Source organism: Azospirillum baldaniorum (assembly GCF_003119195.2).
GTDB lineage: Bacteria > Pseudomonadota > Alphaproteobacteria > Azospirillales > Azospirillaceae > Azospirillum > Azospirillum baldaniorum.
On the sequence record NZ_CP022253.1, the window covers coordinates 1,816,583 to 1,829,375 of the forward strand.

Genomic DNA, 12,793 nt, shown 5'->3' on the forward strand with positions numbered 1-12,793 from the left:
CAGATTGATACAGATCAACGAAGCGGGTGGCCCGAACGGTTAAACAGTCCTTGTCTCTAACCCTCCCTGTATTCACTTAACCGGAGATCCACTGGATCTCCGGTTTTTTCTTTTGCAGGTGGCGGAGATTGGGATTGCGTTACGGGCGGTGCCGCGTGCGGGTCCAGCGCATGACCGCTCCGATGACGGACAGCGGAACGACGATCACCGCTCCGATCAGGATGTAGGGCAACGCCCAATGGAACATGTCCGCGGCGAGCCGGGCGATGTCCTGGATGGTGGCCCAACTGTTGGTCAGGATGCTGGCGGGATTGATGTCCAGAAAGGACAGAACCAACCCGACCACGAAGCACAGCAAAAGCGTTCTGACGACCCAACCCACCAAGACATCACCTCGTACTGACGCCGAACGGCGTGGGATTGATCAAGCGCCCCGTGAAACGCCACCGGCACGGAGACCGTTCCTTGCGGTAGATGGTTACGGCGGTGGCGCATGAGAACGCCTTAGCCCCGCCTCACGCAGACGCTTTCGAGTTATCCCCATTTTCTGTGGATAACTTTGTGGATGAGTCTCCAAGCCTGTTGGGGTGGCGTTAACTTGTCTCCATGCCCTTAAATTGGGCGTGGTCATCGCGACGCGAAACCATTGGATACACTGCACATCGTCGGCGTTATACCGCAACCATAGGCTTCGCATCGCCTTTGCCTGCGGCAATAGGAATTGGGGATAACTGTGTTGACCGTTTTGGGAATCGGCAGAGGGTCCGCTGACGATGACCAGCGGACCGCCCAGAACGGTGATGGAGGAATGGCGCTGCGGAGAAAGGTGGCGACCCCAGCAGGATTCGAACCTGCGACCTATCGCTTAGAAGGCGATTGCTCTATCCAACTGAGCTATGGGGCCCCGGTCCGGATCAGAAGCGCGGACGGTCCATACGGAAGTTGTCGGCATAGTTGCGCGGACGGACGCGGCGCACCGGCGCGTCCTGGACCGTGTAGTCCCAGCCCTTGCGCTGGGCGAAGGCAACCGCCTCCTCCGACGTCTCGAAACCGATGCGCACCTGGTTCAGCGTGTCGCCGGAGCTGATCCAGCCCATCAGCGGCTCCGGACGGCGCGGGGTTTCGATCTCGTACTCGAGCAACCAACGATGCGTCTTGGCACGCCCGGACTGAGTGGCCGCTTTGCTCGGCTGGTAGATCCGGACCTTCATGACGCGGCATCTCCTCTGATACGTGCGTGGTGCATCGTTCGAATTTCGTTGGTCGGGGCGCCCGGATTCGAACCGGGGGCCTCCAGTACCCAAAACTGGCGCGCTGACCAGACTGCGCTACGCCCCGACGTCGCGCAGTGGAATACACGAACCCTGCGCGGACGGCAAGACGCTGCCGCATCTATCCCGCAGGGTGGACCTTCCGTATGATGCCGCCCCTTTCGACCGCGTCGGCCACCCCTTCCGTGAACACCTCCTCCCCGCCCCGTCTCGCCGTCTTCGTGTCCGGGCTGGACGACACCCCGGCCGGACGCGCCGCCGTGGCTCTGTCCGATGCCCTGCGGCGGCGGGGGTATGGGCTCGACGTCATGGCCCCAATGGGGGGAGGATCGTTGCGGGCGGCCCTACACCCCGGCATCGGCCAGATCGACCTCGCCAAGCGCCACACCGGCACTTCCGTCCTCGCTCTCGCGCGGATCGTCGCGGAGCGGCGGCCGGCCGGCCTGATCGGGGTGGGAGGGGACGCCGGACTCGTCGCCCTCGGCGCCGTCCGGCTGGCGCGGCAGGGCACACCCGCGGCGGTGCTGGAGGACCAGCCACCGTCCGACGACGGGGTGCGGCGCGTCTTGCGGGTGTGGCTGCACCCCCATGCCTGCATCGTGGTGAGCGGCGCCACCACGCCCCCCGAGGAGGCCGCCCGGCTGGTGCTGACCGCCTTCGGGTTGCCCGGTGAGGCTCGTTAAAGCGGATTGCGATCCGCTTTGGACCGCGACGGCGGCCCGGTCGCACATGCGACCGGAGCCCGCCGGCGAATGAGGCGATATGAGTCTAAAGCGGACGAAAGTTCGCTTTAGCGCCGCGGCGCCGTCACTTCGCGGTGCCGAAGGCCGCGTGCGCCACCCGGTCGCCCGGACGGATCCCCAGACGCGCGCTCATGCCGCCGTTGATTTCCAGAATGCCCTTCACCGGACCGGCGGAGTTCACCGCGTCCAGCGATTGCGGGACGGCGTTGGCGTGGATGTTCACGATCCGGCCGTCCGTGCCGATGAAGATCATGTCGAGCGGGATCAGCGTGTTCTTCATCCAGAAGCTGGCCGGCTGCGGGCGGTCGTAGATGAACAGCATGCCGGAGTCGGCGGCCATCTTCTCACGGAACATCAGCCCCTGCGCCTGTTGCGCCGGGGTTTCCGCCAATTCCACGTCGAAGCGGTACTTGCCGCCGCCCGCCGTCTCGACGGTCAGGGAGGAGCGCGCGAAGCTCTCCAACGCCGCCGCCGGCAAGGCCGACAGCAGAATCGCGGCCCCCATCAGAAGCCCGCCCAAAAGGCCACGCACAGCCCGTCCGATCATCGCGACCAACCCATTCCTTGACGTTCAGAGCTTGGACGATGCCGCCGTGATGTGCGGCTGTCCAGCGGCCTCTTCGACGGCGTTACGCCGCCGTCCGGTCGGTGGCGGTGGTGTAGATGTCCTTGGTCAATGGCTTGACCTGCTTGATCTGATAGCCGGGTCGGGCGCTGAAGCGGCGGATGGCGCGCTCCCCGGCCTCCCGGTCGCTCTCGGCCCAGACGAGATAATCGCGCCCGCGCGCCCATTCGACGGCCAGCGGGTGCAGGGCGTCGATCTCGCCGATCTGTGTGTTGACGACCGTCACCAGCCACTCCTTGTCGTTGGGGTTGCGCCGGTCGGTCAGGATCAGGAGCTGGGGCCGCTGCTTGGTCTGCGCCTCGGACAGGCGCCGCTGGATGTCCGACTGTTTGCGGCGCGCCTCGACCGTGTCGGCCATGCACTCGTCGATCTCCGTGACGAGGTTCTCCTCCTCGCGCTGGAGCCGGCGGATCGTCGCTTCCAGCTTGCTGGTGGAGTCCTTGGCGGCGCGCATCCGGCTGCGGCTCTGCGCCACCTGAGCATCGACCGCCAGCAGCACGTTGCCCAGCCACGCACCGATGGCGATGATCCCCAGGATGATGAGGAAGTTGATCATCATGACGCGGGCGCCCTGATCCGGCCGGGGTTGGGGCGGCCCTGAGTCTTCTGGAACGTCTTGGTGAAGCCCATCTTGAAGGGGAACGCCACCTCGACGAGCTGCTTGGCCTCCTCCGCGTTGGACGCCCAGACCTCCGCCACGTTGGCGCAGCGCCAGATCGGGTTGACCTGGGACTTGTCCCCGCCGGAGGACGCCTTCTCTTGGGCGAGGTTCACCAGGAACTTCGACAGACCGGCCTTGGGGTCGCCCACCTCATGCACGAACACGGGCGGCTGGAGGGCGATTTCCGCGATCGCCCGCTCCATCTTGCGGTTTTCGGTTTCGGCGCGGTGCTTCTCGGCGGACGCTTGGTTGCGCCGCTGCACCTTGCCGTTCACCCGGTCCTGAAGCTCGTGAATCTCCGAATGCAGGACGTAGATGCGGTTCTCAAGCTGGTCGATGCCGGCGGAGCGATGAAGAAAGTCGGGCAGGAAACGCTTCAGCATCATGGCGACCGGCACCGCGGCCAGCATCATCGCGGCGATGGTCAGCAGGAGCAAGGTGGTGTTGGACATCGGCGGCCTGCCCCTCTCCCTCTCCGGCTCCCGGTATGGCGTGAATCATCGAATTGGCCAGCGGACAGCGCGAGTCGCGCGAATCAGGCTGTCCGATTCGTCCCGATACGTCAACTGCGTGACATACGTGAATGAAAAACTTTCCAAAGATTATCCAGTACGGACCATCTTCGTGATTGCCGCAGCGGCAACGCGACGCACCTCGTCGCGCAGCGGACCGGGACGCGGCGCGTCGGCGAGCGTTGTGAACCAATGCTCCGGCGGGTTGCGCCCGGCGGCGCGCGACCAGGACAGCGACCGCAGAACGCCCTCCGCCTCGGGCGTCGGCGGCACCGCCGGGTCGATGCCGTTCAGCACCGCCCAGATTCCCGCCCAGCAGCGCCCGACGGACCAGGGATTGTAGCCCCCGCCTCCGACCACCATCAGGCGCGGCGCCAGCCCCATCAGAGCGCGCACCGCCCGCCACAGCGCGCCGTTCGACAGCTCCAGCCGGCTCAGCGGGTCCTCGGCCAGCGCGTCGGCTCCGGTCTGGATGACCAGCGCCTGGGGGTGGAAGGCCCGTCCCATCGGCAGGATCACCGTTTCCAGAAGGTAATCCATCTCCGTGTCGTTAAACGCTGGCGGGACCGGCAGGTTGACGGCCATGGCGTCCGGGCGATCCTCCGCCTTGCCGGTGAAGGGCCAGCGCCCGTCCTCGTGGACCGACAGGGTCAGCACGCGGTCGTCGTCGGCGAAGGCATCCTCCACTCCGTCGCCGTGGTGGGCGTCGAGATCCACATAGAGCACCCGGTCGATCCCGGAATCGAGCAGGGCCAGGATGCCCAGGACCGGGGCGTTGAGGTAGCAGAAGCCGCTGGCCCGCCCCGGACGGGCGTGGTGGGTGCCGCTGGCCGGGCTGTAGACGATGCCGGCGGGCTGCTCCGCCAACAGGCGCCCGGCCAGGATGGCCGCACCGGTGCTGATCGCGGGGCGGCGGTACATTTCCGGAAAGACGGGATTTTCCAGCCGTCCGAGGTTGTAGCGCTCCCCTGTTTCGGCATCCACCCCCTGGTCCGCCTCCGCGCGGTGGAGGGCGGCGATGTAGTCCGGGCTGTGGAAGCGCCCCAGTTCCTCCGGTGTCGCCAGCGGGCTGTCGCGGTAGACCGCGTCGGGCAGCCAGCCCATGGCGCGGCTGAGGTCGATGGCGGTGGACACCCGCGGGATGGCCAGCGGGTGCTTCGCGCCGTAGCTGGAGCCCCGGTAGATCTCGCTGCCGAGAAACAGCGGGCGGGCGGGAAACGCTGGCGGCAGTTCGTTCGGAAAATCGGTCGGCATGGGGTGGAGAGGTGGAGCGGCGACGCCCGTCCGTCAACGTCTCGTGCACAGGGGCCCCTTGCCGTGGCCGCGCGGCGATCTCTTTTCTTGAGGGGTATGGGCGAAAACATCCGCGGGGGAGGCACGGCATGGACGGTGCGTGGCGTCTGGCGGGGGTGGCCGTCGCGATTCTTGTGGCCGGCGGAACGGGAGCGCCGGCCCTGGCCGACACGCCGGTCGATCTGGAACTGGTGCTGGCCGTAGACGTGTCCGGCAGCGTGGACGCGGAGGAAGGCCGTCTCCAGCGCGAGGGCTACGTCGCCGCCCTCACCGACCCGAAAATACAAGCGGCGATCCGTGGCGGTCCCTTCGGGCGCATCGCCGTCACCTATGTCGAATGGGCCGGCGACAGCTTCCAGCGCATCACCGTGCCCTGGACCTTGCTGAGCGACCACGGCAGCGTCGAAGCCTTCGCCTCATCCATCGCCGAATCGCCCACGCTGAGCGCGCAGTGGACCTCGATCAGCGCGGCCATCGACTTCAGCGCCCGCCTGTTCAACGACAACGGATTCGAAGGGACGCGGCGGGTCATCGACGTGTCGGGCGACGGGGTCAACAACCGCGGCCGTCCCGTGCAATGGGCGCGCGACGAGGCGGTCGCCGCCGGGATCACCATCAACGGCCTGCCGATCCTCAACGACCGGCCCAATCCCTGGGGCGGGGCGGCGCCGACGAATCTCGACGGCTATTACGAGGAGCATGTGATCGGCGGGCCCGGCGCCTTCCTGGTGCCCGCGGTCAGCTTCGAAGCCTTCGCCGACGCCATCCTGAGCAAGCTGCTGCTGGAAATCTCCGGCCTCACCCCCGACCACGGCGCGGGCGCTCGCACCGGCCTCGCCAGCCGCTAGCCGGATCGTTGCCAGATTGGCTCAACAAACATTACCTATGAAGGGCCGGTCATCCGGTTCGAAACCTGCGAGCGAGACCATGCCGATCAAGACGATCCTGCTGCACATGTCGAACGACGACCGCCATTCCCAGCGGCTGGAGGCCGCGGTCGGTCTGGCCAGGCGCTTTTCCGCCTTCGTCGAGGTGCTGTTCGTCGCCACGCCGGTGTCCATGCCCGCCGCGGTGACCGGCCGTGCCGCGTCCTACGCCTACATCGCGGAGGCCACGGCCATCGCCCACGAGAAGGCCGAACAGATCGAGCAGGAGGTTCGGCAGGCGCTGAAGGACTGCTCCTACTCCTGGACGATCGAGGAAGGCGACCATGTCGAGTTGCTGGCCGCCCGCGCCGTCTACGCCGACCTCGCCGTGGTGACGCAGAGCCATGACGACGAGCGCGGCGACCGGGTGGCGCTCCAGGTGCCGGACCGGTTGCCGCTGACCAGCCCCTGCCCCACGCTGGTCCTGCCCTACGCCGCGCCGTCCGCCGCGGCGATCGGGCGCCATGTGGTGGTGGCCTGGAAGAACACGCGGGAGGCCGGGCGCGCCGTGCGCAACGCCCTGCCGTTCCTGAAGGAGGCGGAAAAGGTCACGGTGGTCACCATCGACCCGCCGGGCCATGCGCTGGACAGCGGGCACGATCTGATGATCTGGCTGGAGCGCCACGGCGTGCGCAGTCAGCATCAGGCCAATATCTTCCAGGGCGGCGATGTGGGCGACGTCCTGATCAGCGCTTGCCGCGAGTTGGGCGGCGATCTCCTGGTGATGGGGTCCTATGGCCATTCCCGCCTGCGGGAGATGGTGCTGGGCGGCGCCACCCGAACGGTTCTGGCGAAGCTGGAAGTGCCGGTGCTGATGTCGCACTGACAGGGAAACGCCGGGCGGCGACGGGCCGCCCGGCGGATTGGACCTGCGGATCGGGCCTGGAGCTAGAGGAAGAACACCCAGGTCACCAGGACGAACAGCGGCACCAGGATGCCGCAGGACCACAGCATGTAGCCGAAGAAGCTCGGCATCGCCACGCCGCGCTCTTCCGCGATGGCCTTGACCATGAAGTTGGGCGCGTTGCCGATGTAGGTGTTGGCGCCCATGAACACCGCACCCGCCGAAATGGCCGCCAGCGTCACCGCCAGATCGCCCATCAACACCTGCGCGTCGCCGCCCGCGGTGTTGAAGAAGATCAGGTAGGTCGGCGCGTTGTCGAGGAAGCTCGACAGGATGCCCGCCGCCCAGAAATAGGCCGCGGGGACCGGCTGGCCGTCCTGGTTCACCGCCGCGATGATGGCGCCCAGCGCGCCGTCCGTGCCCGCCCGCAGAATGGCGATGGCCGGGATGATGGTCAGGAAGATCGCGGCGAACAGCTTCGCCACCTCCAGGATCGGCCCCCAGGTGAAGGCGTTCAGGCGGCGGCTGTGAGCACTGGTCAGCTTCAGCGACAGGCCGGTGATGCCGATAAGCAGCAGGTTGCTGACGATCGTCTCCAGCGGCACCTGGATGTGGTAGATCTCCACCCCCACCCCCGGATGCCAGACGCCGCTGAGCAGCACCGCACCGACGATGGCGACAAGCAGGAGCAGGTTGACCGCCCCCTCGATCCGCACCGGCTCCCGCTCATGCACACCCTCGATCAGTGGGTGCTTTCCTGGGTCCTTGGTGTGGAGATAGAGGTCCACCACGAAGTAGATCGCCAGCAGGCAGCCGGACACCAGAACCATCGGCCAGAACAGGTGGACCGTCGGCCAGAAGAAGCTGACCCCCTTCAGGAAGCCCAGGAACAGCGGCGGATCGCCCAGCGGCGTCAGGGAGCCGCCAACGTTCGACACCAGGAAGATGAAGAAGACGACGGTGTGAACCTTGTGCCGCCGATGCTCGTTGGCGCGGATGAGCGGGCGGATCAGCAGCATCGAGGCGCCGGTGGTCCCCATCAGGCTCGCCAGCAGCGTGCCCAGCCCCAGCCCCAGCGTGTTCGCCAGCGGCGTTCCCACCAGGGTACCGGCGATCCGCACGCCGCCCGCCACCGTGAACAAGGCGGTGAGCAGCACGATGAAGGGGATGTATTCGAGAAGCAGCGTGTGCAGCAGCTCGTAGGTGGCGAGACCGGCCCCGAAGGTCAGCGCGAAGGGCAGCAGGAAGGCGATGGCCCAGCCCGCGGCGACCTTGCCGAAATGATGGTGCCAGAAGGACGGCGCCAGCAGCGGCATCAGGGCGATGGACAGCAGAATCCCGACGAAGGGAATCACCCAGAAGACGTTGAGGTCGCGCCCGTCGAGATGCGGGGCACCAACCGCCTCCGCCGCCAGGGCCAGCCCCGGCAGTCCGGCGGCGGTGAGGCCCGCCAGGGCAGACAGGGGAACGGTTAGGGAACGGGCGGGGCGATGTCGGGTCGGTCGGGCGTCGGTCATCACACGCATTCATCTGTAATATCAGTTGCGGGAGTATGCGACCCCGAACGGCTTAAGCCAAGCCGGAACGGCCCTTCCAAATCCCCCTACCCGCCGTGCGACAATGACGCAGCTTACGGGCAAGGCTTGATTTCCAGGGGGCTCGGGACCGGTCCGTCGATCCAGCCGTGAAGCAGACGGCAGTCCCCGCCCGCGCACAGCTCGTGGTCGGGCGTGAAGGAGGACGCGGCCAGGACCAGCCGTTCCAGCGGCGGCACCGTCGGCACCCAGACCCACCAGCCGTCGGCCAAGCGGGACTCGGCGGGCGGCTCCATCCCGGCGCCGGTGCCCCTCACATGGGCCTCGGTCAGGACGAGACGTCCACCCTCGATGCGCCAGTCCTCCCGCCATTCGGTCTTTTCCACCGAATGGGTCCAGGACAGGGTGAAGGCGGGACCCGGCAGGGCGGCCAGAACCGCCCCACCGAGCGCCGACAGGCATAACGCCACGCTCATGCCGCCACCATCATGCCGCCTCCATCATGCCGGGGCGCTGGTCCGCCCCAGGCGGCGCAGGCGATGGCGCTGCCACAGCAGGAAGGCCGCCGTCATGACGAAGCCGGCCTCGTCCGTCACGGGCAGGGACAGGACGAACAGGAAAGCCGCCGCCGCCGCGAACACCCGTTCCGCCCAGTTCATCGGCGTCCAGAAATAGCCGATGGTCGCCGCGCCCCACAGGCCGATGGAAATCAGCGCCTTGAACAGGACGTAGGCCACGGCCAGCGGGTCGTCGGTCTGGAGCATCAGCGCCGGGTCGTACACCGCCATGAAGGGCACGACGTAGCCCGCCATGGCGACGCGCGTGGCGATCCAGCCGATCTCCATGTGCCCGGCCCGGCAGATGGACGAGGCGGCCAGCGCCGCCAGGGCCACCGGCGGGGTCAGGTCGGCCATGATGCCGAAGTAGAAGACGAACATGTGCGAGACGATCAGCGGCACGCCCATCTGCAGAAGGGCCGGCGCCGCGATGGCCGCGGTGATGATGTAGTTCGCCGTGGTCGGCAGGCCGGTGCCGAGGACGATGCAGGCCAGCATGGTCAGCAGCAGCGCGATCAGCAGATTGCCGCCCGACAGATCCATGATGGTGGAGGCGAAGCTGGAGGCCAGTCCGGTCAGCGTCAGGATGCCGATCAGCACGCCCACCAGCGCGCAGGCCACGCCCACCCCCACGGCGTTCTTGGCGCCGTCGGCGAGGCTCTGCACCAGCAGCGCCAGCGTCTCCCGCCCGCCCTTCAGCGCCAGACAGGGCAGGACCAGCAGTCCGACGATGGCGAAGGCCAGATGCTCCGTCCGAAGCCCCATCCGCCACAGCGCCGCGGCGATCAGGCCGAGGACGACCCAGAAGCCGACGCGCAGGGCCGTCGGCCCGATGAAGCCGACAATCCGCGTGCCGAGGATCAGCGCGACGGTCAGGGCGATGCCGATCACCCCAGCGAAGAGCGGCGTGAAGCCGGAGAACAGCAGATAGACCAGCGCCGCCAGCGGCAGGATCAGGTACCAGCTTTCCTTCAGCGCGCCGAGGACGCTGGGGCACTGGTCCTTCGGCAGGCCGACGAGGTTGTGCTTGCCGGCCTCCAGATGGACCATCCAGAAGGCGCTGCCGAAATAGAGGATGGCCGGGATCGCCGCGGCGATGGCGATGTCGCTGAAGGGGACGCCGATGGTCTCCGCCATGATGAAGGCGGCCGCCCCCATGACCGGCGGCATGATCTGCCCACCCATGCTGGCCGTCGCCTCGACCGCCCCGGCGAAGGCCGGGCGGTAGCCGAAGCGCATCATCAGGGGGATGGTGAACTGGCCGGTGGTCAGCACGTTCGCCACGCCCGAGCCGTTGATCGTCCCCATGAAGCCGGAGGAAATGACCGCCACCTTCGCCGGCCCGCCCTTGGCGTGGCCGACGAGCCCCAGCGACACGTCGTTGAACAGCTTGATCATGCCGGCGCGCTCCAGGAAGGCGCCGAACAGGATGAACAGGAAGATGAAGGTCGCCGACACGAAGGTGGGCGTGCCGTAGATGCCCTCGGTCGAGAGGTACAGGTTGTCGATCACTTGGTCGACGTCGTAGCCGCGGTGGGCCAGCCCGAAGGGCAGATGCCGCCCGAACAGCGCGTAGGGGATGAAGACGCCGCACATGATCGGCAGCGCCCACCCCATGATGCGCCGCGCCGCCTCGAACACCAGCGCGATGGTCAGCGCGCCGACGATCAGGTCCGTGGTGTTCGGGTCGCCCGCCCGCTGGATGAGATCGACCTCGAAAACGTAATGGTAGAGGCCCAGTGCGAACGCGCCCAGGCCGAGCAGCCAGTCGTACCAGGGAACGCTGCGCCGTTCCGCCTCCTGCCGGAAGCCGAACAGGGTGAAGGTCATCAGCAGCAGGAAGCCGACATGGACCGACCGGACGACCATGCTGGACAGCGGGTTGAAGGCCGCCGTCCAGATCTGGAACAGCGAGAAGGCGACGGCGATGGCGAAGACGGCCTTGCCCGCCACGCCTTCGAAGGCCACGACCGTGGAGGGGTTCTCACGGTCGATGGCCTGGCGGATTTTGTTGTCCGCCTCTTGGGGGGATGCGCTCATCGCACGGGGGTTCCGGGACGACGCGGCACGCTTACATCAGGCCCTTTTCCTTGTAGAACTTTTCCGCCCCCGGATGCAGCGGCACCGGCGACTGGATGGTCGTGGCGTCCAGCTTGATCTGCTTGGCGGCGGCGTGGGCCGCACCCATCGCGTCGAGATTCTCGAACATCGCCTTGGTCATCGCGTAGACCGCGTCGTCCGACACGCCGGCGTGGGTGACCAGCAGGTTGCGCACCGCCGCGGTCGGCACCGGCTCGCTCTGGCCGCTGTAGCTGTTGGCCGGGATGGTCTCCGCGATGTAGGCGGGGTCGCCGACCTTCTGGATCACGTCGGCCGGGATCGACACGATGGTGATGTCCTGCGAGGTCGCCAGATCCTTGATTGCCGCCACGCCGAGGCCCGCGGAGATCAGCGTCGCGTCGAGCTGCCGGTTCTTGATCAGGTCCACCGATTCGGCGAAGGGCAGATACTCGGTCTTGGCGAAGTCCTTGTAGCCCAGCCCGGCGGCGGCGAAGATCGCGCGGGCGTTCAGCTCCGTCCCCGACTTCGGCGCACCCACCGACACGCGCTTGCCCTTCAGGTCGGCCAGCGTCTTCACGCCGGAATCCTTGCTCGCCACGATCTGGATGTAGTTGGGGTAGATGGCGGCGACGGTGCGCAGCTTGGTCAGTTTGGTCTTGAAGCCGGCCTCTTCGTCGCCCTTCCAGGCGCCGCTCAGCGAATCGCCGAGCGAGAAGGCGATCTCGCCGCGCTCCGACTGGAGGAGGTTCAGGTTCTCCACCGACGCCTTGGTCGCCTGGACCGTGACCTTCGCCCCCGGGATGGCCTTGCCGTAGATGCCCGACAGCGCGACGCCCAGCGGGTAATAGACGCCGCTGGTGCCGCCGGTCAGGACGGTGACGAACTGCTCGGCCTGGGCCGGCAGCGCGGTGAGCATGCAGACGCCGACCGCGGCCAGGAAACGCTTCATACTTCTGCCCTCCCAAAAGGCTGTCCGTTGCGGATCGTTCGTAAGACGCTTTGGTTTGCGTCGGATTGTTGGCTATCCTAACTTGTGGTCGGTGGGTCCGCCAGTCCGTAGGAACCGATAGACACGCGGCGGTTCGGCACAAGCACTCTCCCTTCGGAGGAGGCCGAACGGCGTCTTGACCGGATAGGACGACGACCCCCTATCCTTGTTCCGGTTGGTCCTGCACCACACTTTATCCCGCAGATTTGGAAGAGCCGTCGAAAGAAGCGTCGCGAAGGTCGGGGCAACAGAACGTCACCAACATTGGGAGGACAGCGGATGCCGTGTACCGTTTCCATGACCGTCAACGGAAAGGCGGTCTCGCGCGAGGTGGAGGAGCGGACCCTGCTGGTCACCTTCCTCCGTGATCAGCTCGGCCTGACCGGCACCCATGTCGGCTGCGACACCAGCCAGTGCGGCGCCTGCGTCGTCCACATCGACGGGCGGTCGGTGAAGTCCTGTACCATGCTGGCGGCCCAGGCCGACGGCGCCGCGGTCACCACAATCGAGGGGCTGGCGGCGGCCGACGGCACGCTGCACCCGATGCAGGCGGCCTTCCGCGAGCATCACGGCCTGCAATGCGGCTTCTGCACGCCGGGCATGGTGATGAGCGCCGTCGATCTGGTGACGGCCAACCCCTCCCCCAGCGAGCACGACGTCCGCGAGGGTCTGGAGGGCAACATCTGTCGCTGCACTGGCTACCACAACATCGTCAAGGCGGTGATGGCCGGGGCGGAGGCGATGCAAGGCGGCACGATGAAGGCCGCCGCCGAATAA

General features: G+C 67.1%; 14 protein-coding genes and 2 tRNA genes. 4 read left to right on the top strand and 12 right to left on the bottom strand.

The window, feature by feature from the left end; genetic code table 11:
- Window positions 1–139 precede the first annotated feature (139 nt).
- From Sp245p_RS08545 to Sp245p_RS08560, 4 genes are all read right to left on the bottom strand, one after another.
- Window positions 140–382, bottom strand: a complete 243-nt coding sequence (locus Sp245p_RS08545) for a DUF6460 domain-containing protein (protein ID WP_236778071.1) — start codon at window positions 380–382, stop codon at window positions 140–142.
- 445 nt (window positions 383–827) lie between these two features.
- A tRNA-Arg gene (locus tag Sp245p_RS08550) sits at window positions 828–904 on the bottom strand.
- 10 nt (window positions 905–914) lie between these two features.
- Window positions 915–1,211 carry an ETC complex I subunit gene (locus tag Sp245p_RS08555; protein WP_014240426.1) on the bottom strand — a complete coding sequence of 99 codons (297 nt, stop codon included), beginning with the start codon at window positions 1,209–1,211 and terminating at the stop codon, window positions 915–917.
- 49 nt (window positions 1,212–1,260) lie between these two features.
- Window positions 1,261–1,338, bottom strand: a tRNA-Pro gene (locus Sp245p_RS08560).
- Window positions 1,339–1,417: 79 nt separating this feature from the next.
- Between Sp245p_RS08560 and Sp245p_RS08565 the strand changes: the two genes are divergently transcribed.
- The gene (locus Sp245p_RS08565) at window positions 1,418–1,954 is read left to right on the top strand and encodes a hypothetical protein (RefSeq protein WP_014240425.1); all 537 of its coding nucleotides are present in this window, start codon (window positions 1,418–1,420) and stop codon (window positions 1,952–1,954) included.
- A gap of 124 nt (window positions 1,955–2,078) precedes the next feature.
- On the opposite strand, the gene Sp245p_RS08570 is transcribed toward Sp245p_RS08565, so the two are convergent.
- The 4 genes from Sp245p_RS08570 to Sp245p_RS08585 form a co-directional block, all read right to left on the bottom strand.
- Window positions 2,079–2,519 carry a DUF192 domain-containing protein gene (locus tag Sp245p_RS08570; RefSeq protein WP_244439287.1) on the bottom strand — a complete coding sequence of 147 codons (441 nt, stop codon included), beginning with the start codon at window positions 2,517–2,519 and terminating at the stop codon, window positions 2,079–2,081.
- Window positions 2,520–2,643: 124 nt separating this feature from the next.
- Window positions 2,644–3,198: a hypothetical protein gene (locus Sp245p_RS08575; protein WP_014240423.1), complete on the bottom strand. Its 555-nt coding sequence runs from the start codon at window positions 3,196–3,198 to the stop codon at window positions 2,644–2,646.
- Window positions 3,195–3,752 (bottom strand): hypothetical protein, encoded by a 558-nt coding sequence (locus Sp245p_RS08580; protein WP_014240422.1) that lies wholly within the window; start codon window positions 3,750–3,752, stop codon window positions 3,195–3,197. Before Sp245p_RS08580 ends, Sp245p_RS08575 begins: the two co-directional genes overlap by 4 nt.
- 150 nt (window positions 3,753–3,902) lie before the next feature.
- Window positions 3,903–5,066 (bottom strand): acetoin utilization protein AcuC, encoded by a 1,164-nt coding sequence (locus tag Sp245p_RS08585; protein WP_109138456.1) that lies wholly within the window; start codon window positions 5,064–5,066, stop codon window positions 3,903–3,905.
- Window positions 5,067–5,194: 128 nt separating this feature from the next.
- On the opposite strand from Sp245p_RS08585, the gene Sp245p_RS08590 reads away from it, so the two are divergent.
- On the top strand, window positions 5,195–5,953 hold the full coding sequence (locus Sp245p_RS08590; protein ID WP_014240419.1) for a DUF1194 domain-containing protein: 759 nt from the start codon (window positions 5,195–5,197) through the stop codon (window positions 5,951–5,953).
- Window positions 5,954–6,032: 79 nt separating this feature from the next.
- On the top strand, window positions 6,033–6,857 hold the full coding sequence (locus Sp245p_RS08595) for a universal stress protein (RefSeq protein ID WP_109138457.1): 825 nt from the start codon (window positions 6,033–6,035) through the stop codon (window positions 6,855–6,857).
- Between the two features lie 62 nt (window positions 6,858–6,919).
- On the opposite strand, the gene Sp245p_RS08600 is transcribed toward Sp245p_RS08595, so the two are convergent.
- The 4 genes from Sp245p_RS08600 to Sp245p_RS08615 form a co-directional block, all read right to left on the bottom strand.
- Window positions 6,920–8,392, bottom strand: coding sequence for a sodium:proton antiporter (locus Sp245p_RS08600; protein WP_109138458.1), 1,473 nt, complete (start codon window positions 8,390–8,392; stop codon window positions 6,920–6,922).
- Window positions 8,393–8,505: 113 nt separating this feature from the next.
- Window positions 8,506–8,886: a DUF1850 domain-containing protein gene (locus tag Sp245p_RS08605; RefSeq protein ID WP_014240418.1), complete on the bottom strand. Its 381-nt coding sequence runs from the start codon at window positions 8,884–8,886 to the stop codon at window positions 8,506–8,508.
- Window positions 8,887–8,910: 24 nt separating this feature from the next.
- Window positions 8,911–11,007 (bottom strand): TRAP transporter permease, encoded by a 2,097-nt coding sequence (locus Sp245p_RS08610; protein WP_014240417.1) that lies wholly within the window; start codon window positions 11,005–11,007, stop codon window positions 8,911–8,913.
- 31 nt (window positions 11,008–11,038) lie between these two features.
- Window positions 11,039–11,977: a TAXI family TRAP transporter solute-binding subunit gene (locus Sp245p_RS08615; protein WP_014240416.1), complete on the bottom strand. Its 939-nt coding sequence runs from the start codon at window positions 11,975–11,977 to the stop codon at window positions 11,039–11,041.
- Between the two features lie 318 nt (window positions 11,978–12,295).
- On the opposite strand from Sp245p_RS08615, the gene Sp245p_RS08620 reads away from it, so the two are divergent.
- Window positions 12,296–12,793, top strand: a complete 498-nt coding sequence (locus Sp245p_RS08620; protein ID WP_041811053.1) for a (2Fe-2S)-binding protein — start codon at window positions 12,296–12,298, stop codon at window positions 12,791–12,793.